Raw genomic sequence first — 26,314 nt, 5'->3', positions numbered from 1 at the left:
GGTGGCGTCATTGTGCGCCCCCGGGACAGAAATCTCAACGTTTGGCCGTCTGCAGCTGGCAGTTGTCCAGCACGACATGATCGCGTTTGTAGATGGTGGCGCTGTCGCCTTTCGACCAGAACACATAAACACCATCGGTATAACGCGCGCCGGAGGCTGAAATACCCTGCTGCAGGTTCAGTTGCTGATTGTCATAAATGAAGCTGGCAACCTGACGCGTGTTGTTGATATGCACCGTCAGCGGTTTCTGATCGCACTGGTATTCCAGCGTATTAGTCTGCATCCGGTCCACAAACTGGTTGTAGTAGCTACAGCCTGCAAGCATAAAAGGGAGAACAACAATAAGGATTTTTTTCATTCGTTTGCCTTCGACTTTCCCGGTCCAGAGGGGCCTGTCGCCCCCCGTTAATTCAGCCAGTTTACCGGTTAATCCATAAGAGGGATTTCAGTTAACTCTGATTTTGCCGCGGGCCGGCAGGGAAAATGGCCCCGAGTATCGACGCCTCGGAGGCACCGGTGACCGACGGTAAATTGCCCGGCAGCCCGGACATGGTACGCCATGCCAGCCAGGCAAACGCCAGCGCTTCCATATCATCGCCGCTGATGCCCGCCGCGTCGGTAGTCGAGACCTCGGTTCCCGGCAGCAGCGCCGCCAGCCGAGCCATCAACAGCGGGTTACGCGCGCCGCCGCCGCATACCAGCAGGCGTTCACAGCCGCCGCTCAGCATGACCTGCTCGGCGATGGTCACCGCCGTTAACTCAACCAGGGTCGCCTGGACATCCTGGGCACGCAGCCCGGAGAAACGCGCCAGATGCTGTTCCAGCCAGCCATAGTTAAAATATTCGCGTCCGGTGCTTTTCGGCGCCGGCAGCGCAAACCACGGGTCGCTGAGCATATTCTGCAGCAGCGGCAGCAGGACTTTGCCTTCGCTGGCCCATTGCGCATCTTTATCGTACGGTTTCCCACATTGACGCCAGATCCAGGCATCCATCAGCATATTGCCCGGCCCCGTATCATACCCGCGCACCGGCACACCCGGCGCTAACAGTGACAGATTGGCAATCCCCCCGATATTGAGCACGATCCGCCGCTCGACCGGATGCGCCAGCAGCGCGTGGTGGAAAGCCGGTACCAGCGGCGCGCCCTGCCCGCCGAGGGCAATATCGCGGCGACGAAAATCGCCGACGACGGTCACGCCGGTCTTTGCCACAATCTGATTGTTATCGCCGATTTGCAGAGTGTGCGGCGCCTCGCCGGTAGGCTCATGCCACACCGTTTGCCCATGGCAGCCGATGGCAACGATATCCGCCGCCTGCAGTTTCTCCTGGCGCATCAGCGCCAGCACCGCATCGGCAAACAGCCGTCCCAGACGCGTATCCAGACGGCCAAACTGCGACAGCGTCAGCTGCTGTCCCTGGCAGATGGCGAGGATCTCTTCTTTTAAGGCAATGGGAATGGGGTATGACAGGCTCGCCTGCTGTGCCACCACGTTTTCATTGATTGCCGCCAGAACAACATCGATACCATCAAGGCTGGTACCGGACATGACGCCAATAAAGTGACCTGATTTCATACACCTTCCTCATTCCATGATTCGTTTACGCCACACTCAATCATAAAGCGCGGGGCATTGCTATGGCGTAATAATGTTTATTAACACTAAAACGACAAGGTTGCGCATAGCGTAAAGCACCTGTGTTTATGTTAGGTTGAGAAGCGTCTGATTATTATTTTTGCATACTCCATGCTGCAGGTATGCCCGTCGTCGATGAAATACCATATAATTGAGCGCATGGACGTTCAACAGAACACTATTTAGTGAAGGAGATTCATCAATGATTTTACGTGTTTTGGCTGTCTCGATGATTGGTTTATCACTTGCCGGCTGCGTCAGCAGCAGTGGCCTCTCCGGAGACGTTTACTCCGCATCAGAAGCCAAACAAGTGCAGAGCGTCACCTACGGGACCATCGTGCATACTCGCGCCGTACAGATTCAGAGCGGTGACGACAGCAATGCGATCGGTGCTATCGGTGGTGCGGTTCTTGGTGGTTTTCTGGGTAACACCATCGGTGGTGGTACCGGTCGTTCACTGGCAACTGCCGCGGGTGCCGTCGCAGGTGGCGTAGCAGGCCAGGGCGTGCAAGGCGCGATGAACAAAACCCAGGGTGTTGAGCTGGAAATCCGTAAAGATGACGGTAACACCATTCTGGTGGTTCAGAAACAGGGCACAACCCCGTTCTCCGTCGGTCAGCGTGTTGCCATTGCTGGCAGCGGCAGCCAGGTTACGGTGTCCCCACGTTAATCTTTTCAATAATGCGGCCTGTTCGGGTCGCATTACTTTTTCATACACCAGGTTAATCTCCGCACGGTCTCTTACTATTCAGGCACGACCTTCCCTCGCCGCCCTTCACTTTCTCATCCAACATTTGCGTTTGCTCAATATTCCGCTGTCACAGCTCTGTATATTATTAAGAAAATTCGCATTCCAAACATAATAAATCTGAGCCAGCAACCCAACCTATCACATGGATGTAACTAATGTTTATTGAGCGTCATCACTTAGTAAAAAGAACATTAATCTTTCTGGCTATCGGCATTATTGCCATTGGTCTGATACATTTGTTCTCCGAGTCATTAATTAGTCGTATGCCGACATTTAATCCACTGCTCTTTCCCGTACTGACGGTTTTTTTATTAATACTTCATGTGACCATTTCCTGTTTTATGGTCATGAAGTACTGGTGTAACCGCAAACGTCTGTACCTGATCGCGATTGCCTGCGCCTTTGCGGGCTCGTCACTGCTGATGTTCGGTACGCTAAGCAGCTATCCGGCGTGGTTCCTGTGTGACTCGGGGCTGCTAACCAACGCTAATGATGCGCTGATTTTTTACAGCTTCCGCAATATGATGATGATGGTGTTGTTCATTCTCAGCATCTCCTTATTCCACTTCCGTCATAGCGAGAAACTCACGCGCAAAGCGCACACCTTCATATTAATGTTTTGCCTCTTATTTACGGGGTTCATCTGTGTGTTATCGTGGATGTATTCAAGCCACAATTCATTACTTTATATCACACTAATTGACAATATCACCTTAACGCACTCAGCGCTGTGGCATAATATTCTGGGTTGTCTGATGGCGATCGGGTGGTTTATCACTCTGTTATTTCTGGTTTCTATTACCCAGCTTCGCAATGTATTTTGGTACAGCGGTGCTTTTTTCTGCAGCGCCTATATATTTACACTGGCTTTTCTTTTATTGACCAGCGGCAACACCGAATACGCCTGGTATTACGCCAGAATATTTGAAGTTATCAGTACCTTATTTATGTTTTTTATCCTGTTATGCGATGTATTCAGCCTGTACCGCAAATCCGAGCAGAAATATATGACCTCATATCAAAACTCGATTCGCGACTCGTTGACCCGACTGTACAACCGTAGCCATTTTTACGACACCCTGACCAGGCAGTTATCGACGGTGTCCACCTGTCAGCCGTTGTCGGTGATCGTCTGCGACCTCGACTTCTTCAAACGCATTAACGATAACTATGGCCACGTGCAGGGAGACAAAGTCATCCAGTACGCCGCCAGCGTCCTGCAGAAGAATGTCCGCACCCAGGACGCCGCCGCCCGTATCGGCGGGGAAGAATTTGCCCTGCTGCTGGTCGGCACCGGACCGCAAGATGCTCTGGCGGTGGCGGAACGCATTCGTCTGGCCGTCAACGAGAAACAAGAGGACCTGCCGGAGCAAATGACCATCAGCGCCGGCATTTTCACCGTTTATGATAGCGCCCTGAGTCCGGAAGAGTGCGTGAAGCGAGCCGATGCGGCCATGTATCAGGCCAAAAATAGCGGCAGAAATCGCGTGGTGGTGTGGGAGGAATAAGCAAAAAAGGGCCTTGAGAAATCAATGCCCTGAATAGATTAGTCTTTTGCCTGCAAATCGAGGATATTGTGTTCCAGTTTACGCACCAAATGGAGCAGCGTTTCCACCTCTTCTGGTGAAATGCCGGACAGAATTTCATCGCGTGTCTTACCGATCACCTCTTCCATTTCGTTGATCAGTGGTTCCGCTTTTTCCGTCAACCTGATGCGTTTCGCACGCCTGTCGTTGGCACAGGTCTGGCGAGAAATAAGGCCTTTCTCCTCCAGCTGATCCAGGGTGCGCACCAAAGAAGGTTGCTCAATACCAATCGCTTTCGCCAGTTGAATTTGCGACTGCTCAGGCGGCAGCTGATGAATATTGTGCAGCGTAACCCAGTGCGTCTGCGTTAACTCCAGAGGTTTCAGGCGATGGTCGATCAGCGCGCGCCAGACGCGGACTAAACGTGCCAGATCAGAACCTAGTGGCGATTCCAATTTCATCTCCTTATAATTAGCTTGCTAAGTTATTATACTGATTTTAGAATAGTTTGCAGTATTTAAATTAGCAAAACAAATGAATTACCTGATTCACCAACATCAAAACAATGATTTACACTGTGTAATAGTAGCATGCCCTGAACTTACTCCCTGCAATAGCAAAGGATTTTTGCTTGTGAAACTGAGTCTTAACACGTCAGGATTGTCGCTCCAGGACCTGATTTTTGGCGCGTCCATCTACTTTCCTCCCCTGTTTAAAGCCGTTCTGCTGGGATTTTTTGTCTGGCTGGTGATCCATCGTCAGCTGCGCGACTGGATGTATGCCGGTGATATCTGGCATCCCCTGCTAATGGACCTGTCCTTATTCGCGCTTTCCGTTTGTCTGGCTCTGGTTTTACTGACTGCCTGGTAATGTTCACGACATGAAAAAACTAAAATATCTCTCGACCCTGTTTGTTGCCGCCCTCGCCCTCATTGCCGCCTGGCTGGTGTGGAACTACTACACCCAGTCCCCCTGGACCCGGGATGGCAAAGTGCGCGCAGAGCAGGTCAGTATTACGCCCCAGGTTTCCGGCAGCATCCTTCAGCTTAACGTTCGCGATAATCAGCTCGTGAAAGCCGGCGACGTGCTGTTTCGCATCGATGATACCCCTTACCGCATCGCCCTCCTGAACGCCCAGGCGCAGCTCGCGAAGGCTCAGGCGGAGATGGCAAAAGCCAAAGCAGAACAGAGCAAAGCGGCGAACGATGCCCAGCGCCGCCGTCACCTGACGAAAGATGCGATTTCCGCCGAAGATCTGGAGAACGTCAATACCGCACTGAATACCGCCAATACTGGCCTTGAGGCGGCCAAAGCGGTCGTTGGCGTGGCGCAGGCCAGCCTGGAACACGCCCGCTGGCAGCTCGGTCAGACCGAGGTGAAATCCCCGGTCGACGGCTGGGTCACTAATCTGAGCACCCGGGTCGGGGACTATGCCGCCGTCGGTCATCCGGTCTTTGCCCTGGTCGACAGCCATTCGTTCTATGTCATCGGTTACTTTGAAGAGACCAAGCTGCGCCATATCCGCGCCGGCGATAGCGCGCAGATCGTCCTCTACAGCAGCAAACAGACGTTACAGGGTCACGTAGGCAGTATCGGCCGTGCCATCGTCGACCAAAGCGTCGAGGGGGGAAACAGCCTGGTGGCAAACATCAAGCCCAATATCCCGTGGGTGCGTCTGGCCCAACGCGTGCCGGTGCGCATCGAGTTTGATGCCCTGCCGCCAGAGACCACCTTGGTTTCCGGTACCACCTGCACCGTCTCGATTGGCGCGCCATGATGAAACTGCAGGCCCTGTTGTGGCGTGCGCTGCCGTGGGTTAAGGCCAGCCGGCCGCAGTGGCGATACGCGCTGCGCAACGGCATCGCCATGTGCCTGGCGCTGAGCATCGCCTACTGGCTGAACCTCGATGAGCCCTACTGGGCGATGACCTCCGCCGCCGTCGTCAGCTTCCCGACCGTCGGCGGGGTGATCAGCAAAAGCTTTGGCCGCATCGCCGGCAGCCTGCTCGGGGCCTGCGCCGCGCTGTTGCTCGCCGGGCATACCCTCAACGACCCGTGGCTGTTCCTGCTCAGCATCTCGGCGTGGATCGCCTTCTGTACCTGGGCCTGCGCGATGTATACCAACAACGTGGCCTATGCCTTCCAGCTCGCCGGCTATACCTGCGCGATAATCGCCTTCCCGGTGATTAACATTACCGATGCCAATGAGCTGTGGACCATCGCGCAGTCGCGAGTGTGCGAGGTTATCGTCGGGATCCTCTGCGGCGGGCTGATGATGATGATCATGCCCAGCACCTCCGACGGCACCACGCTGCTGACGGCGTTGAAAAACATGCACGCGCGCCTGCTTGAACACGCCAGTCTGCTGTGGGTGCCGGAAACCACCGATGCGATTCGTAGCGCCCACGAAAGCGTGATCGGGCAAATTCTGACCATGAACCTGCTGCGTATTCAGGCCTTCTGGAGCCACTACCGTTTTCGTCGGCAGAATCCGCTGCTCAATTATTTACTCCACCAGCAGCTGCGCCTCACCAGCGTCATCTCCAGCCTGCGCCGGATGTTGATCAACTGGCCGGCAGCCCCGGCAGAGACCCGCCAGGTGCTGGAGACGCTGCTCGTCGCTCTCGCCAGTCCGCAGGCCGATTTTTACAGCGTCGCGCGGATTATCGCCCCGCTGGCGCCTCCCGCCGGGGCCGACTACCGCCACCTCGCCGTGTGGAAGCGCCTGCGCTACTTTTGTCGTTTGTATCTCGACAGCAGCCGCTGGATCCGCCGGGTGGAAAATGCCTCGGCGATCGCCGAATTTAACGTCCCGTCCGCCCCGGCGTTAGCGCGCCATACCGATCAGGCTGAAGCGCTGTGGAACGGTATCAGGACCTTTTGTGCCCTGGTGGCGGTGGGCGCCTGGGGCATCAGCACCCAGTGGCAGGCCAGCGCCGCTGCGCTGACCCTGGCGGCTATCTGCTGCGTGCTTTACTCCGTCTCGCCATCGCCGTTCAAATCATTAACGTTACTGATGCGTACGCTGGTTTTGCTGTCGGTGTTCAGCTTTGCAGTGAAGTTCGGCCTGATGGTACAGATAACCGATCTGTGGCAGTTTTTGTTATTCCTGTTCCCGCTGCTAACCACCATGCAATTGCTCAAGCTGCAGATGCCCAGGCTGGCCGGTCTGTGGGGACAGCTGATTGTTTTTATGGGCTCGTTTATTTCGGTGACCAACCCGCCGGTGTATGACTTCGCCGCTTTCCTCAACGACAATCTCGGCAAAATCATCGGCGTCGGCTTTGCCTGGCTGGCGTTTGCGGTGATTAGCCCGGGTTCCGATGCGCGCAAGAGCCGGCGTCATATCAAAACGTTACGCCGTCACTTTGTCGATCAGCTAAGTCGTCACCCGCAGCACAGCGAGCATGAGTTTGAATCGCTGGTGTATCACCATATCAGCCAGTTAAGCCACAGCCAGGATGCCCTGGCCCGCCGCTGGCTGCTGCGCTGGGGAGTGGTGCTGCTCAACTGTTCGCATGTGGTCTGGCAGCTGCGAGAATGGGAAACCCGTTCGGATCCGCTGTCGCAGGTTCGTGATTTGTGTATTAGTCTGCTGCGCGATGTGATGAGCGAACGTGGCGTTCAGCAACGCCCGCTGGCCTCTACGCTGCGTGAGCTGCAGCATATTTGCGACACCCTGAGCCATCACCATCAACCGGCGGCGAAAGAGCTGGCAGCGGTGATCTGGCGGCTGTATTGCGCCCTGTCTCAGCTTGAGCAGGCGCCCGCTATCGGGACGATAACGGAAAGCGCGATGGTGGAGAACAAAACGCAGTGAACGCCTCCGCCGTCGCGGAGGCGGGATAACGCTTACGGGACGTCGTAACCTAACGCCGCTTTACGGATGCGGAACCACTGCTGGCGAGACATGTTCAGTTTCTCTGCCACCACCGCCGAGCGCACGCGCTCTATTTTTCCGGAGCCGATAATCGGCAGCGGCTGGGACGGCAGGCGCAGGATCCACGCATACACCACCTGTTCAATGCTCTCGGCGTTCAGCTCATGAGCGACCTGCGCCAGTTCATCGCGCAGCGGCTGGAAGCGCTCGTCATTGAACAGGCTGCCACCGCCAAGGCACGACCAGGCCATCGGCCGGATGCGCAGCTGCTGGAGCTGGTCCAGGGTGCCATCCAGCAACAGCGGCTGATGCACCGGAGAGATTTCCACCTGGTTAGTGGCCAGGGTAAACGGCAGGCGCGATTGCAGCAGGGTAAACTGCGCCGGCGTAAAGTTGGATACGCCGAAGTGACGGACTTTACCGCTGTGATGCAGCGCGAGGAAGGCTTCCGCCACCTCGTCCGCGTTCATCAACGGGTCCGGGCGGTGAATCAGCAGCAGATCCAGATGATCGGTCGCCAGATTACGCAGGGACTGTTCCGCGCTTAAAACGATGTGGTCACGGTCGGTAATATAGTGGCCGATGGTGTTTTCGGCGCGGGCTTTGGTGGCAATCCCGCACTTGCTGACAATCTCCATCCGGCTACGCAGGTGCGGTGCCAGCTTGAGGGCTTCACCAAACGCCGCTTCACACTGATAATCACCGTAAATATCCGCATGGTCGATGGTCGTAATGCCCAGATCCAGGTGCTGCTCGATAAAACTCACCAGCGCGCTGGGGGACATGTTCCAGTCCATCAACCGCCAGTAGCCCATAACAAAACGCGAGAATTCCGGCCCCTGTGGAGCCATAGCAATACGCTGAACCATAACGACATCCTCAACAAATAAGTGGGTTGAGTATACGCAATTTTGTCATTAAAACAGTGAGGGTTGCTGCGGTTCTTCCGCGGCCTGGGGTTTATTCGCGCGTAATTTGCGCAGCAATCGCTGGCGGCACAGGCGCAGGACATCCTGTTTTTGCACATCACTCATGGTTTGCCATTGAAAACGCTCCTCGCGACTGCGAAAGCAGCCCCGGCAAAAGCCGCGCTCATCTGACTGACAAATTCCCCGGCACGGACTTTGTACCGGGAAAAACTCCAGCTGCTCTGCCACCACACTGCCCCCGTCGCTGATCTGTATCGTTTATTGAAGACGTTTCAACCGGACTACGCAACTTTTGTTCTTCAGGCTCTGCGCCAGGCGGCACTTTACTTTTTTTCTTGCATTAGACCAATCGGTCTATTACAGTGAGCCCCATGAACAAACATAGCGAATGCGATACCCGCGAACACATCCTTGCCACCGGTGAACAGCTGTGCATGCACCGCGGTTTTACCGGCATGGGACTGAGCGAACTGTTAAAAATAGCAGAAGTGCCGAAAGGCTCTTTCTACCACTATTTTCGCTCAAAGGAAGCTTACGGCGTTGCGCTGCTGGAATATCACTACGCCGGCTATCTTCAGCGACTGGTGGAGCACTTTTCCCACGGCGAAGGCAACTATCGCGATCGTCTGCTGGCGTACTACCAGCACACCCTGACGCAGTTTTGCCAGCAGGGCATTATCAGCGGCTGTCTGACGGTGAAACTTTCCGCAGAAGTGTGCGACCTGTCTGAATCGATGCGTGAAGAAATGAACAAAGGCGCCAGCCAGATTATTCATCTGCTGGGTGACGCGCTGGAGCACGGACGCCAGGAAGGCAGCCTGCAGTTTAGTGGCGATGCATTCACCCTCTCCCAGGTGCTGTACTCCCTGTGGCTGGGTGCCAATTTGCAGGCCAAGATTACCCATAGTGCGATGCCTCTGGAAAGTGCCCTCGCCCATGCGAAACACATTATTGCTGCGCCTGACGTTTAACAGGCGTTTTTATTTACCGAATTTCTAGACGACCGGTCTACTCAGGAGTCATCATGTCCGAATCAAAACTGTTTTCACCCTTGAAAGTCGGTGCGGTAACCGTACCTAACCGCGTATTTATGGCTCCATTGACGCGTCTGCGCAGCATCGAGCCGGGCGATATCCCGACCCCGCTGATGGCAGAGTACTATCGTCAACGCGCCAGCTCCGGTCTGATTATCACCGAAGCCACGCAGATTTCGGCCCAGGCGAAAGGCTACGCCGGTGCACCGGGTCTGCACAGCCCGGAACAAATTGCCGCATGGCAGAAAATTACCGCTGGCGTTCACGCTGAAGAGGGGCATATCGCCGTTCAGCTGTGGCACACCGGCCGTATCTCCCACAACTCCCTGCAGCCTGGCGGCGAAGCGCCGGTAGCGCCTTCCGCTCTCAGCGCAGGCACCCGAACTTCCCTGCGCGATGAAAACGGCCATGCGATCCGCGTCGATACCTCAATGCCGCGCGCGCTGGAAACCGCTGAAATCCCGGGTATCGTTGACGATTTCCGCCAGGCGGTAGGTAACGCCCGCGACGCCGGCTTTGATCTTGTTGAACTGCACTCGGCCCACGGCTACCTGCTGCACCAGTTCCTCTCCCCGTCCTCCAACCACCGTACTGACCAGTATGGCGGCAGCGTCGAAAACCGCGCGCGCCTGGTGCTGGAAGTGGTTGATGCGGTCAGCAAAGAGTGGAGCGCCGATCGTATCGGCATCCGCGTCTCGCCGATTGGCAGTTTCCAGAATGTCGATAACGGTCCGAATGAAGAAGAAGATGCGCTGTATCTGATTGAAGAGCTGGCCAAACGCGGGATCGCCTACCTGCACATGTCCGAGCCGGACTGGGCCGGTGGTCAGCCGTATAGCGACGCGTTCCGTCAGAAAGTTCGCGCCCGTTTCCCAGGGGCGATTATCGGTGCCGGTGCCTACACCGTGGAAAAAGCCAACGATCTGATCGGCAAAGGGTTAATCGACGCGGTGGCCTTTGGTCGCGACTATATCGCCAACCCGGATCTGGTGGCTCGTTTGCAGCATAAAGCACCGCTGAACCCGCAGCGCCCGGAAAGCTTCTACGGCGGTGGCGCAGAAGGTTATACCGATTATCCGACGCTGTAATTTCCCGGATTAGCGCGGCGGTATCCCGCCACCATGTTCCCCTTTGCCCGCTCAGCGTGCGCATCGGGGCGCTAATCGGGATGAGATTGTCAGGGCCGCCTGAAATGGCGGCTTTTTTGCGTTATAGTGCCTCTGTGTTAGAAACGTCCTGGCCGTTTTCTGACACTATTCTGACCATCGTATATACGGCTTCTGTCTGGAGGCTGTAATAAAGGAGTATAAAATCATGCGCTTACTTCACACCATGCTGCGCGTTGGCGATCTGCAGCGTTCTATCGAGTTTTACACCAACGTGCTGGGCATGAAGCTGCTGCGCACCAGCGAAAACACCGAGTATAAATACTCGCTGGCCTTCGTCGGTTACGGTGAAGAAACCGATACCGCCGTCATCGAGCTGACCTACAACTGGGGCGTCGACAAGTATGACCTCGGTAACGCCTACGGCCATATCGCGCTGAGCGTAGAGAACGCAGCCGAGGCCTGTGAGCTGATTCGCCAGAACGGCGGCAACGTCACTCGCGAAGCCGGCCCGGTCAAAGGCGGCACGACGGTTATCGCTTTCGTTGAAGATCCTGATGGTTACAAAATCGAACTGATTGAAGAGAAAGACGCTGGCAAAGGTCTCGGTCACTAACCGGCTTCGGGCGCACCGGCGCCCGCTGTTTTCTCCCCCTTCCTGCTGCAAGGCACGGCAAAATTTGCCATAATGCGCGCTACTTTTTTCCAGTGAAGAGAATCTGATGTCCGAGAACGTTCAACTTAATGGTCTGTGCGACCGTTTTCGTGGTTTCTACCCCGTGGTTATTGATGTAGAAACCGCCGGATTTAATGCGAAAACCGATGCCCTGCTTGAGATCGCCGCCATTACCTTAAAAATGGATGAGCAAGGCTGGTTGATGCCGGACGAAACGTTGCATTTTCATGTTGAACCTTTCGAAGGCGCCAATCTTCAGCCTGAAGCGCTGGCCTTTAACGGCATCAATCCGAACGACCCCGAGCGCGGAGCAGTGAGCGAGTACGACGCCCTGCACGCCATTTTCAAAATGGTGCGTAAAGGGATTAAGGATAACGATTGTAATCGTGCCATCATGGTGGCGCACAACGCCACCTTCGATCTCACCTTTACGATGGCTGCCGCCGAACGCGCCGGGCTTAAACGTAATCCGTTTCACCCTTTTGTGACCTTTGATACCGCCGCGCTGAGCGGGCTGGCTCTGGGTCAGACGGTGTTGTCCAAAGCGTGTCTGGCCGCCGGAATGGCGTTTGATGGTAGCAAGGCGCACTCGGCGCTGTACGATACCGATCAGACCGCCCAGCTGTTTTGCGAAATCGTCAATCGCTGGAAACGCCTTGGCGGCTGGCCGTTGCCACTCGCCGAACAACAATAAAAGACAAAAAAAAGCGACTTCCACGGAAGTCGCTTTTTACTTTTCGCAGGTTTATTCTGCTTTCGGCGCTTCGCTGTTGTACTTAGCCGCCGTTTCTTTGATCAGCTGCTGCAGTTCGCCGCGCTGATACATTTCAATCACGATGTCGCAACCACCAACCAGCTCGCCATCCACCCACAGCTGCGGGAAGGTCGGCCAGTTCGCGTATTTCGGCATTTCCGCGCGAATATCCGGGTTCTGCAGGATATCAACGTAAGCAAAACGTTCGCCACATGCAGAGAGTGCCTGCACTGCCTGGGCGGAAAAACCGCAGCTTGGCAGTTTCGGGGACCCTTTCATGTACAGCAGGATCGGGTTTTCAGCGATTTGACGTTGGATTTTTTCTACAGTCGTGGTCATTGTCATGCTTCCTTAACTTCTATACGGCAGTAATTTTCATTGTAGCGTCCTGGACGCAGGACGGATAATAACATTTTTTTCACTCCCGACAGTTTATCTTCTGTGCCCAGAAGTTGCTTTAGAAATATCACTTTGGCACCGCAAATGCTGCACCACTGTACATTTTCCGTACAATGTGGTTAATGTCTGAGATAATTTTTTGCAATTGTTAATCAAACGACACTTTAGATACAAAAGTGAAAGAAAAACACACAATACATATATAGATCATAAAGTTATACGCAGGATAGATTAAAAAATACACTGCAATTCACTACATTAAACCACAAATCCAGTCACTATTTATCAATCACTTAAGATCCGTTTGTGACCTGCCTGCAGCCGCATTTTCCCTGCCGTGCCTCTTAGTTACGCCACAAAGCCATCAGCATCAAATCGGGTAGTCGTCCCGACGCAGATCGTTAACGGGAACAGTAACGACGCCGAACACCTCCACATCCTCACTCTCGATCGCTTCGCCGTCTCTGGTAATAAACGACTGACCCATTAACCGACCAAAATCCGTCATCCCGTCATGGGGTGTTAGGGGGCGGAGGTTAAAATCCTCTAGTCCCGACCAAAAATCCCTGAGAAACCTGCCTTTTAAGGCTGGTTTTTTTATGCATAATTTCTGTCTTCTATACTTTCATTTTGACTACTGGAGGTAACCATGTGCGGCCGATTTGCTCAATCACAAACCCGTGAAGAATACCTGGCTTATCTTGCAGAAGAGGCCGAGCGGGATATCGCCTTTGACCCCGAACCGATCGGTCGCTACAACGTGGCCCCCGGTACCAAAGTTCTTTTGCTGAGCGAACGCAATGAAGAGCTACACCTCGATCCGGTTCACTGGGGATACGCCCCCGGGTGGTGGGATAAACCTGCGCTCATCAATGCTCGTGTAGAAACTGCGGCAACCAGCCGAATGTTTAAGCCCCTCTGGCAGCATGGCCGGGCGATCTGTTTTGCGGATGGCTGGTTTGAGTGGAAGCGTGAAGGTGACAAGAAGCAACCCTATTTCATCCATCGCAAGGATGGTCAGCCGATTTTTATGGCGGCTATCGGCAGCGTTCCTTTCGAGCGCGGGGATGAAGCGGAAGGATTTTTGATTGTGACCGCTGCAGCCGATAAGGGTCTGGTCGATATCCACGACCGCCGGCCGCTCGTTCTGGTTCCTGAAGCCGCTCGCGAATGGATGAGACAGGATATCGGAGGTAAAGAAGCTGGGGAAATTGCCGCTGATGGAACTGTATCAGCTGACCATTTTATCTGGCATCCGGTATCTCGCGCTGTAGGTAACGTTAAGAATCAGGGGCCGGAATTGATCGAGGCTATCAAAAGCCTATAGTTTTGATAATGTCCGGAATGTGCCAGAAGCGGACATTGTCGCCTTTACCGGTCAGTAGAGGTTCCGTCTGGCCAACCATGCTCCCCAAAACAGACTGGAAAAAAAACGTATGGGCTCTTTAAAACCCGCACCCGTTAGCAATTCAAAGACAGCCTCTTCCGATTGTGGTGGTTCTGCCCCCTGTAAAATTTTGTTCATTTTGGCCTGAACCTCTTCGGCATCTGCACCGTTCATGCGCCAGCGATTTGCCCACCCAGCCATAAGTAAAGGTTGCGAAGCGTAAGCGCGGTAATTTCCTGCAACAATCAGGGGAGAACCAGGCTTAAGACGCATGGCTGTTTCAGCCAGAATTTCGTGCTTTGCCTTTTCACCGGGAAGGTGATGCAAGACACCTATCATGACAGCTGCGTCAAATAATGGGTCGGTATCTAAATCGGATACAGAACCAGAAACTATTTTCACCCGATCTGCAATTCCTGCCTCGTCAATATTCGTGCGTGCAAGTTCCAGCATTGGCTGGGAAGGATCGACGGCAACGAATGACCATAGTGGCTCCAGTGTCGCGGCAGCAATGATTTCTCCTGCCGTTCCTCCAGCTCCTACGACCAAAATATGTTCCGGTTTTCCTTCACCCAAAGAGGCAGAGAGCATACAGGCAGAAAGCTCATGGCACGCATCGTATCCGGCAAGGGCAATTCGGCTTTGTCGGGCATACTCCCCTGCACGGGAAGCGTCAAATTTAGCGGCGGAATTAAGTGTCATTCAGTCTCCGGTCAATTATCTAAGGTATGGGTAATCGATTCACTTAGAAGTATGATAAAAGATTAATAGTAATTACTTCTGGTAATGATATGACTCAAAGTCTGATTTCCATGCTAAATCATGACCGACTGACGGCCTTTCTGAAAGCCTTTCCGTTGGTTGCAATGCATTGTGATGTAGCAGAATGTGCAAATCTTTTAATCATCGACGTCGGTAGTTCAGGTGAGCCAACACATTTACTTTATCGTGCCCGCACATCCGGTAAATTACCTGCAGAGGTAAAGTTATGCGCTGCAGCCAGGATAGATTTTGGCGGTACCGATAATCCACTGGTCGGCGCATTACCAGACGAGATCTGCTTTTCAATGGCTGATATGCCGCAATTATTTGGGCTGTCCCAACTCCTCGTCACCGAGAGCGACACGGTCCGGTGTGGCGGAGGGACAGTTCGAGCTCATCTGTGTGGAATTGTTGTTGTGCTGGTCATCCGCCAGGCAATAGCTACTGGGACTGTTGATGGCGGACTGTTAGCGGGACTGGCGCACCCTAAACTTTATCTGAGTCTTGTTGCCATGCATGACAACCCAGAACAGAACTGGAAGATCTCCGACCTGTCAGCCATCACGGGACTGTCCAGAGCACAATATATTGAAGTCTTCAGAAAAATTGTGGGACAAACACCCGGCGTATATTTAACCAGCTGGCGCTTGTCCCTGGGCCGGGCCAAACTGCGAGAGGGGCATAGCGTAAAAACTGTCGCCTCTATGGTTGGTTTCGGAAGCGCCGCAGCATTTTCGCGTGCATTTACGCGTAAATTCGGCCACTCGCCTGGCACATGCAAATCTCAAAGAGAGCGAATTTAAGCAGCTATTTTGGGCAACTCTTTGCTGTAGCCGCCACTGGTCGTAACAGTGGGCAGCTTTGTGCCAGAAGCGGACATTATATTAGTGGGGAGAAACCTGCTCCCCACTTTTGTTGATGATGCTACGCACAACCCCGTGTTAATTTGTTCTGGGTGTCCTGTTTAACCAGAGCAAAACTCCGACGCCTCCCAGACTGAACAGAGAAATGCTGTACAGAGCAGTAAAAGCACCAAAATTCTGCGCTATCACACTGGTTATACCGGTAGAAATAGCCGCGGTCAGAACCTGTCCGCGCCATGCAAGTGCACTGGCTTTGGCGACCTGAGTTTCTGCGAAGTTCTTAAGTACGCCGAACGTACCTAAAGCAAAAACAATATTCGAACCCATGTGTGCACTGAAAATCATAATAAGCCCGGCGTACGGAAAGCCGGCGGACAAAGGTAATAAAAAATAACTACAGATGTATCCGCCCAGGCATAGCAACAACAGCCTGTTATTAGCGGAATAGCGCTGCAATTTACCAGCATTAAGTATTAGCGGGCCGCAGAGTTGTCCGAGGCTGCGCGCAAAAAGCAGCGGCAGTGCCAGCTCGGCTGACTCTTCTGGCCTTATTTCCTGTGCAAGAGCAGGTAAAAGCGCCATTGCGGGAGAACCCACAGCTGCTAGGGCAGGTAAAAGCATAACGCTTCGTTTTTGCAGGGGAGATAAACATCGCCAGAATAACTTATGCGTGTCAGGCACCGCTTTTTCAGGTTGCAGCTCCATCGCCTGAAAAACAGAGGCTGACATCAGAAGCAAAGCAGCAGAAGCGACAAAACTCACGGCATCAATGGCAAGGAGATTCAAAGGAGAAATCAGGTCGAACAGTAAAACGCCCAACCCGGTACCCAGCAAAACCTGTGAGGCAAAAATTATCGTTTCCATGGCGGTTGCTGCAGGTAGTTCGTCATGCGGTAATCCGCGTTTAAACAGCAGCGTTAGAGCTGGGTAACTCATGCCGCTGAATAGCGCTTCCGAACACTGCACCGCAAGCAGAGCCGGAACGTTATGATGTAGCAAACCATATAGCGGAAAAATAAGTGCAAGCAGGCCGAGCAGCTCTGTAAAAATCAGGATTCGGAGTGGTGAAACCTTCTTACACAGGGCTTCGCCCAGGATGCTCCCTATAAAACTGGGCAGCATTGACAGCATATAAACCATCGTCAGAGTCGCAGGAGAAGCCTGCCAGTGTAAAAGTTGTCCAAAAACAATTACCTGAGTAAGTCCATTACCAAGGGATGACAGGATATAGGCAAAACCAAGGAAGCGCAGCCAGTCATGACTACGCAGTGCGCGAAAAAGCGCAAGCAGCAAAGTATTCATGCGGAAAGATTCTCACCTTAAATAACAGAAGCCCACACAGCCCACAGGCAATGCGGAAAGCAAAAACTGTTAAAAGACAGAATCTTTACATTGGATAATTTACTTTCATGGAAGCAGATACGACATTGTATCACACAAAAAGCAGGCGGTATTCCCGAAGCCTGAGCGTCCGCTTCTCGCTGTGAGTTCAACGGGTCGTTGCAACGCTATCCTTAATCAAGGGGGACGTTGCCATGAAACGAAGAACGCGCATTAACTACACGCCAGAACAGAAAGCGATTATCTGGGACCGGTATAAGCAAGGTGATTCCCTGCATGATATCGCCAGAATGTTCGACAGATATCATTCTTCTATTATGCCCACTATCCACCAGACTGGTGGATATCGTCCCCCTGTCCGAAAGCGGCATCCGTTAGCTCTTTCACTTGATGAAAGAGAGGAAATATCCAGAGCGCTGGTAGAAAAAATCAGCATCAGAGCGATCGCAAACAAGCTATCGAGAGCACCTTCAACGATTAGCCGCGAGATCAAGAGGCACGGTGGTGCAAAACAATACCGTGCATCAAAAGCGGATACTGCTGCGTGGGAAAATGGTCTGAGACCAAAACCTTGCAAGCTAATTGAAAGACCCACACTGTGTAAAATCATCGCAGAGAAGATGCATCAGGACTGGTCGCCGGAACAAATCGCCGGTTGGCTGAAACGCTGTTATCCGGATAATCAGGGAATGCACGTGTCACATGAAACGATATATAAAACGCTTTTTATACAAACCCGGGGGGCATTAAAAAAAGAGCTGCAGCAATGCCTCAGAAGCGGAAGAGCGGTTCGTAGATCCCGAACGTCATCACTTAAAGGGAAAGGATTAGGGAAAATCCCGAATGCGATACCTATCAGCGAAAGGCCACCGGAAGCCGCAGACAGAGCCATACCTGGTCACTGGGAAGGTGATCTGATCCAGGGCTCGAAAAACTCCTATATCGTCACCCTCGTAGAACGGCATTCCCGCTTTGTTATGCTAACCAAAATCAGAGACAACAAGACCATAACGGTTATATCTGCGCTCATCAGACAAGCCCGGGAATTACCTGTTGAGCTTTATAAAACACTAACATGGGATCGGGGGGCTGAAATGACCAGCCACACCCGATTTACTGTAGCGACAGACATTCAGATTTATTTTTGTGATCCTCAATCTCCCTGGCAACGTGGCTCAAACGAAAATACGAACAGGTTGCTCAGACAATATTTTCCAAAGGGAACTGACTTATCGGTTCACAGCCAACAACGACTAAACAGTATTGCCAAGCAGCTCAACGAGAGGCCGAGAAAAACGCTAGACTATGAATCACCCGCAGAGCGGTTCAATCAATGTGTTGCGTCCATCAGTTGAACTCACAGCTCTAAGCGGACTGTAGTAGTAGCACAGCCACTAATGTTAATGGCTGAATCACCTGACTTGGAGCAGGTCACAGAACCTCGTAGTATAGCGCGGTGATAGCATTTCTCGCTTCATCTGCCAGGCGGTCTGGATACCCTGGCCGGCAAAGTACAAGGCTCCTCTCCCATTTTTCGCGTTGAGATGATCCAGGACCTCCATCAGTTTTTCGCTGTTTTGCCGCGGTGCATTATCGTCAAACAGATTTAGCTGAGCCACGCCCTGGCTGTAGAAATCCCCCAGCATCACTCCTGCTTTTTGATACCGGTAGCCTTCTTTCCAGGCAGCATCCAGACAACGTATCGCTGCTGCTATAATGTCCCGGCTGTCCTGGGTCGGTGTCAGCAACTTAACCGATGTGTTCTTGCCGTAATAGGGCTCATTCAGTGCAAATGGACTGGTTTTGACGAATGCGGAGATAAACCGGCAATACTGATGCTCACCGCGGAGTTTCTCCGCTGCGCGCGTTGCATAACTGCATATCGCCTGCCGCATCTCATGGTATTCAGTTATTCGCCCTCCGAACGACCGGCTACTGACGATTTCCTGTTTTACCGGCGCGAACTCCTCCAGACCAAGACAAGGCTCGCCGCGCAGCTCCCGCACGGTTCGCTCCAGCACCACATTGAAATGCTTCCGGATAAAACGAATATCGGTATCCGCCAGCTGAAGCACCGTTTTGATACCCATCGCTTCCAGTTTTTTACTGATACGGCGCCCAACACCCCAGACCTCATCAACCGGCAGAGCGGCCATCAATTTACGCTGTTTTTCGAAATTTGACAGGTCCACTACCCCACCGGTCTGCCGTTGCCACTTCTTCGCCGCGTGGTTTGCAAGCTTCGCCAGTGTTTTGGTTTGAGCAATCCCGACGCCAACTGTGAGATGTGTTCTGCTCAATACCGTCTCGCGAATCTCACGGCCAAACTCAGTGAGATCACAACAGTTACGGACTCCAGTCAGATCGCAAAATGCTTCATCGATGCTGTAAATTTCGCACCGTGGGGATAGTTCTTCGAGCGTTGTCATCACACGGTTCGACATATCTGCATAAAGTTCGTAGTTACTGCTGAAACAGATCACGCCATGCCGCCGAAATTGCTCCTTTTGTTTAAAGTACGGCTCCCCCATTTTCACAATGGCCTTTGCTTCAGCTGATCTCGCAATCACGCAACCGTCATTGTTCGACAGGACAACCACCGGCCGCCCTTTCAAATCGGGTCGAAATACCGTCTCGCAACTTGCATAAAAAGAGTTCACATCACAGAGTGCAAACATATTCAGCCTGCGGATTTTATGATGTAGGTGACGACGCCGAACACATCAAGCGTATCTTCACTACCGACTATAATCGGGGAATAGGCGCTGTTCATTGGGTTAAGCTGAACAGAAGGCCGGATCTGCAGCTTTTTGACAGTAAACTCACCGTCTACAGCTGCGATAACAATATCGCCGTGCTCCGCTTTACGCGAACTATCAACAACCAGAAGATCCCCCTCACTGATGCCGCCCTCGATCATGCTGTCTCCAGCTGCCTTAACGAAATACGTGGCGCTGGGATGGTTAATCAACAACTCGTTTAGATCAATTCGCTGTTCAACATAATCCTGCGCCGGGCTAGGAAATCCGCACTGTACCGGGTCGCTGAATAGCGGTATCAACAGGACCTCTCGGAGCTCAGTTGGTGTGTAAAACTTCATAACGCACTTCCTCGTGTTGACACTGTTCATACATACAGTATATATACTGTAAATATATCCAGTAAAGAGGAGTAAAAAATGTTTGTGGAACTGATTTATGACAAGAGAAACTTTGAGGGGCTGACCGGGGCAAGGGAGACTATTGCGGTTGAATTAACTAAGCGCATACACCGAATTTTTCCAGATGCCGATGTTCGCGTGAAGCCAATGATGACTTTGCCAGCGATCAATACTGATGCCAGTAAACACGAAAAGGAACAAATCAGTCGGGTTGTCCAGGAGATGTTTGAAGAGGCTGATATGTGGATGGTGGAGGAGTGATGGAAATTGCCAATGTAATTGTTTCAGGGTTACGTATCTATCTCCCCCCAGACAACATTTTACCCAAGCCATCAACTGATATGCTGACCTTTGCCGTTGTTAAGGATCCAGGCCTTATCTCTGACTACCTTTTGATGGTGCATAAGAATGGACGCTGGGAACTGGCCACGCCAAACTTTTATAAGGAGACTGAACAGGCCATTCTTGCAGCGGTCAAAATTGGAGACAAAATTTGGCAGTAGTTTATGAACAATATCTACATTTAGTGTATCTGCTCAGACTTGAACTGGCACATCTGTGGCACAGCCTAATCTGACAGGCAGCTCTGTGCCAGGAGCGGACGTTACTGGGGTTCTGAAAAGCACCTTTGTAATAGCCTGATTAGCTTGCCCCTTTATGTATGTTAATCTGAAGCCAATAAAACAATTATGTCGGAGAGCGTATGCAAGGTCCAGATCCACTAAATAAGCATCCAATGCTGGGGTTTCCTCAGGTTTGTTTCATCAAAAATACTGTGACGAATCCAAACATTATCATTGGCGATTTCACCTATTACGATGACCCAGAAGACTCTGAGAATTTTGAACGAAATGTTCTGTATCACTTCCCTTTCATCGGTGACAGACTGGTTATCGGTAAATTTTGCGCTATAGCAAAAGGTGTCCAATTCATTATGAACGGTGCGAACCACAAGTTATCAGGCTTCTCTACGTTTCCATTTTATATTTTCGGAAATGGATGGGAAAAGGCGATGCCAAAGCCTGAAGATTTGCCGTACAAAGGTGATACGATAATCGGAAATGATGTCTGGATAGGTTACAAAGCGCTGATCATGCCTGGCGTGAAGATCGGCAACGGCGCGATTATTTCCTCCCAGGCTGTTGTTACCACCGACGTGCCTGCTTATACCATTGTCGGTGGAAACCCTGCAAAAGTGATTAAATCACGATTTCCAGATGAAATCGTAATCGAACTGGAAAAATTAGCGTGGTGGGATTGGTCTGTAGAAAAGATAACTAAACACCTCCCGGCAATAATGTCTAATGACATTAATACGCTTCTTACAATCGAGTAATCTGAATTGGTACGGCCAGTCGACATCTCGTTTAAAGCAGCTACTGGATCGTCTCACTGGCCGTTCTGTGCCAGGAGTGGAAGTTCTATATTCACTAGAATATGGCAGGTTCAGGCATGGTGATTCATCATTAAGCGCTGTTACCGTTCTATCAGCGTAATATCCTGGAAAGGATGAAATCCACACGTTCCTCTACAGAAACGCATGGTAATTCAATCAACTGATAGTCATATATACGGTATGCTTTCACCATCGCGTGATATGTCGCGACGGCGACATCGAAAGATTGCTTGCGCTCTGTATCCTGTACATATATGTCACGCCAGGGTGGTGCAATAAATACGGTACGGTTATAACGAAATTTCGCAATGGCGTTATCCAGATGCCTCGGTATGGTAAGTTCTTCAAGGCTTAAATAACCCGCAACATCAGGAACTCCACGATCGAAGAAGCATGGTCGTGTTTGCCCTTCCGCTTCGTGCCACGAACGCATTTCCCAAGATAGCATGAGCTCTGCAAAAGCTGTTCGATTGGCCCACGGCAATGCATCACCCTCTATGTTAATCTGGTCCTGTATAACACCTCTTCCGGCTTCTTTTGAACACCAATACCCTCGTTTTATGATCGTATCAATTATCGTGCTTTTTCCTGACCCCGGGCCACCCGTCAGAATGAAACGATGTTGTAAAGCTGAAGACATTGAACCCTCCCAAACATTTATAGACGCGATAAAGCAGCAATATTGATGGCGTACTTTCCGCGCGTCGCCATATTACCTGTTGATGGCATGACTAACTACGTTTTATCCTGACTCGCATGTCCTCTTCTCGCTCAAAGCTGACTGTCAGATTTTTTTGTACTGTAAGAGAATCCTAGCTTGTTCAGAAGAAATGGCACCAGTAAAAAATCCCCGGCAGCATCTGCCAATGTAGCCATTGATCACCTACTGGCTCTTGCATACGGCCCGAGGGTGATCGGCCTTACCCTGCGGGAAAATACTTGTAAATTGTCTTCACACCCACCCCGATCACATCAGCCACCTGCTGCCGGGTAGCGCCGTTCTCAATCATACGACGGCCACTTTCAACAATTTCCGGTGTCATCACCCGACGGCGACCACCAATCCTCCCCTGCTCTCTCGCCGCAGCCAGTCCAGCTCGGGTGCGCTCCACGATCAATTCCCTTTCCATCTCCGCCAATGCGCTCATGACGTGGAAGAAGAAACGGCCTGCAGCTGTACTTGTATCAATGCTATCGGTGAGGCTCCGGAAATTAACTCCTCTCGCCTGCAGTTCCGATACCAATGTGATCAGATCGCGCACGCTGCGCCCCAGCCGATCCAGTTTCCACACCACCAGCACATCACCTGCTTTTAGCCGCCTCAGAGCGCGCTTTAATCCCGGCCTTCGGGAGTTCTTCCCGCTCGCCGTATCTTCGAAAATCAGCTCACATTCTGCACGAATCAGTGCGTTTTTCTGTAAATCGAGGTTCTGATCCCCGGTGGACACCCGTGCATAGCCAATCAGCATCATGTAACCCTTTGAAATAGCTGATTGTAAAAAGCCCAAGGCTTTCGCACAAACCCTCGTTTAGGCGAAGACTCTTTTTGGAGCAAAAAACATGGCCGAACTTAACCCGCCGCTGGGAACGACGACGCCGGAAATATTTTTAGATAACGTTAAGCGGGCCGACCGACTGGTGAACGGCCCGGCGGCCACCGTTCCCGATCGCGCCGGCGAGCCGCTCGATACCTGGCGCCAGATGATGGCGAAAAACGATGAAATCCGGCAGAACATCATTCCGCTCAATAAGCAGTACCAGACGCTGGCGGAAGCGCAAAATGATATCGCGAATATTCCTCCCGGCTCTACCACCTATTACCGCAGCCCGGATAATAGCGCGCTGGCTATTGAGATCATGAACGTTAGTGGGACGCTGCAACCTACCGGGCGCCGTATGACTTCACAGAAAGCCGTAGAGGGGATTATTCCCAGCCTGGTAGGGCCCGGCGTGAACCTGTTCAACAAGGGTGCGGTGATCTCCGGTTTCTATCTGTTTGAGGGGACGGGAATTCCTCGGGAAAATCCCGATTACTGTTATTCAGAAAAAATTATTGCCGTTGCTGGCGGTGCATATACCTCCAGAACAATGACCCGAGTGGTCAGCTTTTTTGACAGTAATGATAATTTTTTATCTGATTTGTCATCGGTTCTGGCGTTTACTGTTCCTGCCGGCACTGCATATTTCATTGTTTCCGTACCACTGGTAAATATTGATGCGTATCAGGTAACGTTCGGTGCAGGTGAAATGCCGTACAGGGCTTACCAGTCTGTATTGCGGAATGAAATCAAAGGCGCGCCAACAAATACGTATAAATCACTGGGGTTTGCTAACGGGAAAAATTTGTTTAACCCTGCCGAGGCTATGGCCGGAGTGCATCTTTCCAGTATCGGTACCATCCTGACAGATACCGATACCAGCATGACCGTATCAGGGTATATTTCCGTCGATCCAGCGGTGCCGCATTGTGTCGATCACCCGTGGAAAGCTACAGCATACTACGACGCTAAGGGCATGTTTATCAGCCGCCAGTATGATTCGTCCTATTCAACAAAACCTGTCAATCCGCTGGTAATACCGCCTACCGCCGCCTATATGCGGATAGAAATTCCTTCTGTCGTGTTGTCTGTCACCATGGTGGAAAGGAATAACAAGGCCACCGAATTTGAACCGTTTAAAACTAAGGCTCCTTCGGAATTTTCTGGGGTGCCGGTAGTCTTTTCTGACCCCGTAAAGGCTCTGACTGAAACAGACCTATACGGTCCCGGTACGAACCTGTTCAATAAGAACAAGGTGGTTGATGGTTATATCAACGAGTTCGGTGCATGGTTCCCGGTTCCGGCGGCCAGTGGGTCCATATACATCACGTCGGAATACATTAAAGTGTCGGCGGGTGATGTTCTAAGTTCAAGCCGGTCGATGCGTTTCATTAACTTCTACGACTCGGATAAAAAATATCTTTCGTCGGTGTCGGCGGTTAATGTTGTTACTGCCCCCACGTCTGCGGAATATGTGAGAGTGACTACACTCCTGTCAAACAAAGATGCGATGTTTATAGCCAAATCGCCAACACTGCCACCCGTTGAAGACTATGTGCATGTCATGCGTAAAGTGCTTCCTGACGGTTTTCAGATTCGTATTCCAGGCGATATCGTTAATGGCGATGAACTGGATATTAATTTTGTTTCACATGGTTTAATGGCGCTGGGGAAAAACATTTTTAACAAAGAAACGGTTCAGTCTGGGTATATCAATGAATCAGGCTCCGTTATTTCCCCCGATTCACGGTATGTGTATTCAGATTATATCCCACTCGACTACAACACTGCGTATGCGCTCGTAGTTGGTGCCCGATTTATTGCGTATTACAACGCCAGTAAAGCGTTCATCCGCGCTGACGCATCATCTGTGCAGACGCTGACATCGTTCGTTACTGATTCAACAATCGCATACGCACGGATCACTTTTGGAGCAGACCGATATAACGATGCACAGGTTGAGAAGGGGGCGACCGCAACCGTATTTGAGGAGTATGCGTACTACTATCTTTCGGAGATGCCCGACGGAACGCCGGTAAAAATGAAAGGCTCTGGTGAGGTAACGACAGAGACAATCCCGGATGTTTTTGGTATTGAGCGCCTCCGTGAAACGCATATGCGAATGACCAAAATGACGTTTGGTGATGCTGTGCGTCAGGTTACGGCAATGTTGGGCGACAGCTACACTAGGATGTCACCACGTTATGTGCTAAAAGTGGCGCAGTTGCTGTGGCGATATTTTAACAATACAGGTGCAGCTGCCACGGTTCCTCCGGTCGGGTTCGGATGGCGCTCATTTGGCTTTGACAATAATGGCGACAACACAGATGTAATGGGTACATCAGTCGTACAGTCCGGATTTACCTGTGCTTACAACACAGGGCATGGGCCGGATATTTCGTCTGTGACGGCGGCCGCCAGCGGTGCAACGATTTCATACAGCCAGAATTTTGCGCTGGGTTTTGACTCTTTCCTGTTCGCAGAGGGCGGTTCTGGAGTGATTCAGTACCAGGCTACGGGGGGCGAACCGGTCACAATTGACCTTTTGAGTTATCCGGCGGGGATGCAGATTTTGCCACTGGCGCTGCCGACAGTTGGTAGCGGTACGGTAACGTATACCGTCATCACCCCGCCGGTGACGCTGTACGGGGCGAACATCCTTAATCAAACCGCGTCGGGTGTATTAGTTCATAAAATGGGGGGTAGTGGTTCTCATACTAACCACTGGGTCAACGCGATGGATCAGAGATGGCTTGATGCGTTTGAGAGTCTGGGTGCCGATCTCGTGACGATAATGCTGGGAACTAACGACCAGGGCGCGCAACTGTCTGCCGGAACATTCCGTACCAATATTCTCACGATGATTGATCGTGTGCGTTCCGTGCGGCCGACTGCCGATATTTTACTGATTTGTCCGGCAGAGAATAACCGACCAACGGGTAATTCAATTCCTATGACAACCTATGCGGAGGTGATGTACAAAATTGCGCGGGATGACAGGGATGTGGCTTTTTTGAATCTGCAGGCGTCCTTCGGTTTAAACCATGCAGATTATTCCGCTGGCTCAGCCAGACCGTGGATGATAGGTGACGGGTTACATCCTGACCCGTCAACAGGAGGGTACGCTATTGCGGGGGCAATCGCTCGGGCCCTGAGCGTACCGGTATTTTTGAAATAGA

Annotated in this window: 28 protein-coding genes; 16 read left to right on the top strand and 12 right to left on the bottom strand. The window is 52.0% G+C overall.

Translation table 11 applies throughout. The annotated features are described in order from the left end of the window. Window positions 1-34 precede the first annotated feature (34 nt). Both mliC and anmK read right to left on the bottom strand, forming a co-directional pair. Complete coding sequence (gene mliC / locus HF679_RS05035; protein ID WP_123754588.1) at window positions 35-358, bottom strand: C-type lysozyme inhibitor; 324 nt, start codon at window positions 356-358, stop codon at window positions 35-37. 91 nt (window positions 359-449) lie between these two features. After that, window positions 450-1,574, bottom strand: a complete 1,125-nt coding sequence (anmK, locus tag HF679_RS05030) for an anhydro-N-acetylmuramic acid kinase (protein WP_123754589.1) — start codon at window positions 1,572-1,574, stop codon at window positions 450-452. 262 nt (window positions 1,575-1,836) lie between these two features. On the opposite strand from anmK, the gene slyB reads away from it, so the two are divergent. Beyond that, window positions 1,837-2,304: an outer membrane lipoprotein SlyB gene (gene slyB / locus HF679_RS05025; protein ID WP_004862684.1), complete on the top strand. Its 468-nt coding sequence runs from the start codon at window positions 1,837-1,839 to the stop codon at window positions 2,302-2,304. Window positions 2,305-2,540: 236 nt separating this feature from the next. Continuing rightward, the gene (locus tag HF679_RS05020) at window positions 2,541-3,893 is read left to right on the top strand and encodes a GGDEF domain-containing protein (protein WP_123754590.1); all 1,353 of its coding nucleotides are present in this window, start codon (window positions 2,541-2,543) and stop codon (window positions 3,891-3,893) included. A 38-nt stretch (window positions 3,894-3,931) separates the two neighbouring features. Here HF679_RS05020 and slyA read toward each other — a convergent pair whose 3' ends face one another. Beyond that, window positions 3,932-4,372, bottom strand: coding sequence for a transcriptional regulator SlyA (gene slyA / locus HF679_RS05015; protein WP_123754591.1), 441 nt, complete (start codon window positions 4,370-4,372; stop codon window positions 3,932-3,934). A gap of 172 nt (window positions 4,373-4,544) precedes the next feature. Between slyA and HF679_RS05010 the strand changes: the two genes are divergently transcribed. The 3 genes from HF679_RS05010 to HF679_RS05000 are packed head-to-tail and all read left to right on the top strand — an operon-like array spanning window position 4,545 to window position 7,730. Further along, entirely contained in the window at window positions 4,545-4,781 is a 237-nt protein-coding gene (locus tag HF679_RS05010) for a DUF1656 domain-containing protein (protein ID WP_123754592.1), read from the top strand. Window positions 4,782-4,791: 10 nt separating this feature from the next. Beyond that, window positions 4,792-5,688 carry an HlyD family secretion protein gene (locus HF679_RS05005; RefSeq protein ID WP_123754593.1) on the top strand — a complete coding sequence of 299 codons (897 nt, stop codon included), beginning with the start codon at window positions 4,792-4,794 and terminating at the stop codon, window positions 5,686-5,688. Further along, on the top strand, window positions 5,688-7,730 hold the full coding sequence (locus HF679_RS05000; protein WP_123755490.1) for an FUSC family protein: 2,043 nt from the start codon (window positions 5,688-5,690) through the stop codon (window positions 7,728-7,730). The genes HF679_RS05005 and HF679_RS05000 overlap by 1 nt, the downstream gene beginning before the upstream one ends. Window positions 7,731-7,762: 32 nt before the next feature. Here HF679_RS05000 and HF679_RS04995 read toward each other — a convergent pair whose 3' ends face one another. Both HF679_RS04995 and HF679_RS04990 read right to left on the bottom strand, forming a co-directional pair. Further along, window positions 7,763-8,659, bottom strand: a complete 897-nt coding sequence (locus tag HF679_RS04995) for an aldo/keto reductase family oxidoreductase (RefSeq protein WP_123754594.1) — start codon at window positions 8,657-8,659, stop codon at window positions 7,763-7,765. Between the two features lie 48 nt (window positions 8,660-8,707). Beyond that, complete coding sequence (locus tag HF679_RS04990; protein ID WP_174509365.1) at window positions 8,708-8,950, bottom strand: DUF1289 domain-containing protein; 243 nt, start codon at window positions 8,948-8,950, stop codon at window positions 8,708-8,710. A gap of 140 nt (window positions 8,951-9,090) precedes the next feature. Here HF679_RS04990 and HF679_RS04985 point away from each other — a divergent pair, with 140 nt between their 5' ends. The 4 genes from HF679_RS04985 to rnt all read left to right on the top strand — a co-directional run bounded on the left by HF679_RS04985 (window position 9,091) and on the right by rnt (window position 12,229). Further along, complete coding sequence (locus HF679_RS04985) at window positions 9,091-9,690, top strand: TetR/AcrR family transcriptional regulator (RefSeq protein WP_123754595.1); 600 nt, start codon at window positions 9,091-9,093, stop codon at window positions 9,688-9,690. Window positions 9,691-9,743: 53 nt separating this feature from the next. Continuing rightward, window positions 9,744-10,841, top strand: coding sequence for an alkene reductase (locus tag HF679_RS04980; RefSeq protein ID WP_174509366.1), 1,098 nt, complete (start codon window positions 9,744-9,746; stop codon window positions 10,839-10,841). Window positions 10,842-11,067: 226 nt separating this feature from the next. Further along, a complete protein-coding gene (gene gloA, locus HF679_RS04975; RefSeq protein ID WP_123754597.1) occupies window positions 11,068-11,475 on the top strand; it encodes a lactoylglutathione lyase in 408 nt (135 codons plus the stop codon). Window positions 11,476-11,581: 106 nt separating this feature from the next. Beyond that, the gene (gene rnt, locus HF679_RS04970) at window positions 11,582-12,229 is read left to right on the top strand and encodes a ribonuclease T (protein WP_123754598.1); all 648 of its coding nucleotides are present in this window, start codon (window positions 11,582-11,584) and stop codon (window positions 12,227-12,229) included. A 51-nt stretch (window positions 12,230-12,280) separates the two neighbouring features. Here rnt and HF679_RS04965 read toward each other — a convergent pair whose 3' ends face one another. Continuing rightward, window positions 12,281-12,628, bottom strand: coding sequence for a Grx4 family monothiol glutaredoxin (locus tag HF679_RS04965; protein ID WP_123754599.1), 348 nt, complete (start codon window positions 12,626-12,628; stop codon window positions 12,281-12,283). 709 nt (window positions 12,629-13,337) lie between these two features. Here HF679_RS04965 and HF679_RS04960 point away from each other — a divergent pair. Next, window positions 13,338-14,015 carry an SOS response-associated peptidase gene (locus HF679_RS04960; protein ID WP_076946782.1) on the top strand — a complete coding sequence of 226 codons (678 nt, stop codon included), beginning with the start codon at window positions 13,338-13,340 and terminating at the stop codon, window positions 14,013-14,015. Window positions 14,016-14,066: 51 nt separating this feature from the next. On the opposite strand, the gene HF679_RS04955 is transcribed toward HF679_RS04960, so the two are convergent. After that, window positions 14,067-14,777: a class I SAM-dependent methyltransferase gene (locus tag HF679_RS04955; protein ID WP_187042673.1), complete on the bottom strand. Its 711-nt coding sequence runs from the start codon at window positions 14,775-14,777 to the stop codon at window positions 14,067-14,069. A gap of 89 nt (window positions 14,778-14,866) precedes the next feature. On the opposite strand from HF679_RS04955, the gene HF679_RS04950 reads away from it, so the two are divergent. Beyond that, the gene (locus HF679_RS04950) at window positions 14,867-15,640 is read left to right on the top strand and encodes an AraC family transcriptional regulator (RefSeq protein ID WP_154145303.1); all 774 of its coding nucleotides are present in this window, start codon (window positions 14,867-14,869) and stop codon (window positions 15,638-15,640) included. Between the two features lie 138 nt (window positions 15,641-15,778). On the opposite strand, the gene HF679_RS04945 is transcribed toward HF679_RS04950, so the two are convergent. Then, a complete protein-coding gene (locus HF679_RS04945; RefSeq protein ID WP_154145304.1) occupies window positions 15,779-17,002 on the bottom strand; it encodes an MFS transporter in 1,224 nt (407 codons plus the stop codon). A gap of 233 nt (window positions 17,003-17,235) precedes the next feature. Here HF679_RS04945 and HF679_RS04940 point away from each other — a divergent pair, with 233 nt between their 5' ends. Next, on the top strand, window positions 17,236-18,396 hold the full coding sequence (locus HF679_RS04940; protein ID WP_187042672.1) for an IS30 family transposase: 1,161 nt from the start codon (window positions 17,236-17,238) through the stop codon (window positions 18,394-18,396). A 57-nt stretch (window positions 18,397-18,453) separates the two neighbouring features. On the opposite strand, the gene HF679_RS04935 is transcribed toward HF679_RS04940, so the two are convergent. Together HF679_RS04935 and HF679_RS04930 are read right to left on the bottom strand one after the other, a co-directional pair. Beyond that, entirely contained in the window at window positions 18,454-19,719 is a 1,266-nt protein-coding gene (locus tag HF679_RS04935) for a Y-family DNA polymerase (RefSeq protein ID WP_154145305.1), read from the bottom strand. 2 nt (window positions 19,720-19,721) lie between these two features. Further along, window positions 19,722-20,141 (bottom strand): translesion error-prone DNA polymerase V autoproteolytic subunit, encoded by a 420-nt coding sequence (locus HF679_RS04930; protein WP_154145306.1) that lies wholly within the window; start codon window positions 20,139-20,141, stop codon window positions 19,722-19,724. A 78-nt stretch (window positions 20,142-20,219) separates the two neighbouring features. Between HF679_RS04930 and HF679_RS04925 the strand changes: the two genes are divergently transcribed. The 3 genes from HF679_RS04925 (at window position 20,220) to HF679_RS04915 (ending at window position 21,537) form a co-directional block, all read left to right on the top strand. Next, window positions 20,220-20,462, top strand: coding sequence for a DinI family protein (locus HF679_RS04925; protein WP_154145307.1), 243 nt, complete (start codon window positions 20,220-20,222; stop codon window positions 20,460-20,462). Beyond that, the gene (locus tag HF679_RS04920) at window positions 20,462-20,704 is read left to right on the top strand and encodes a hypothetical protein (RefSeq protein ID WP_154145308.1); all 243 of its coding nucleotides are present in this window, start codon (window positions 20,462-20,464) and stop codon (window positions 20,702-20,704) included. The genes HF679_RS04925 and HF679_RS04920 overlap by 1 nt, the downstream gene beginning before the upstream one ends. A gap of 200 nt (window positions 20,705-20,904) precedes the next feature. Further along, the gene (locus HF679_RS04915; RefSeq protein ID WP_154145309.1) at window positions 20,905-21,537 is read left to right on the top strand and encodes a Vat family streptogramin A O-acetyltransferase; all 633 of its coding nucleotides are present in this window, start codon (window positions 20,905-20,907) and stop codon (window positions 21,535-21,537) included. A gap of 151 nt (window positions 21,538-21,688) precedes the next feature. Here the strand turns inward: HF679_RS04915 and HF679_RS04910 are convergent, their stop codons facing one another. Together HF679_RS04910 and HF679_RS04905 are read right to left on the bottom strand one after the other, a co-directional pair. Then, window positions 21,689-22,237, bottom strand: a complete 549-nt coding sequence (locus HF679_RS04910) for an AAA family ATPase (protein WP_056780964.1) — start codon at window positions 22,235-22,237, stop codon at window positions 21,689-21,691. A 280-nt stretch (window positions 22,238-22,517) separates the two neighbouring features. Beyond that, window positions 22,518-23,066 (bottom strand): recombinase family protein, encoded by a 549-nt coding sequence (locus HF679_RS04905; protein WP_154145312.1) that lies wholly within the window; start codon window positions 23,064-23,066, stop codon window positions 22,518-22,520. Between the two features lie 91 nt (window positions 23,067-23,157). Here HF679_RS04905 and HF679_RS04900 point away from each other — a divergent pair, with 91 nt between their 5' ends. Beyond that, entirely contained in the window at window positions 23,158-26,313 is a 3,156-nt protein-coding gene (locus HF679_RS04900) for an SGNH/GDSL hydrolase family protein (RefSeq protein ID WP_261802979.1), read from the top strand. Window position 26,314 lies beyond the last annotated feature (1 nt).

The organism is Enterobacter sp. JUb54 (assembly GCF_014298075.1).
GTDB lineage: Bacteria > Pseudomonadota > Gammaproteobacteria > Enterobacterales > Enterobacteriaceae > Klebsiella > Klebsiella lignicola.
Note: the sequence above shows the minus strand (reverse complement) of the source record. Positions and strands in the feature narration are given on the sequence as shown.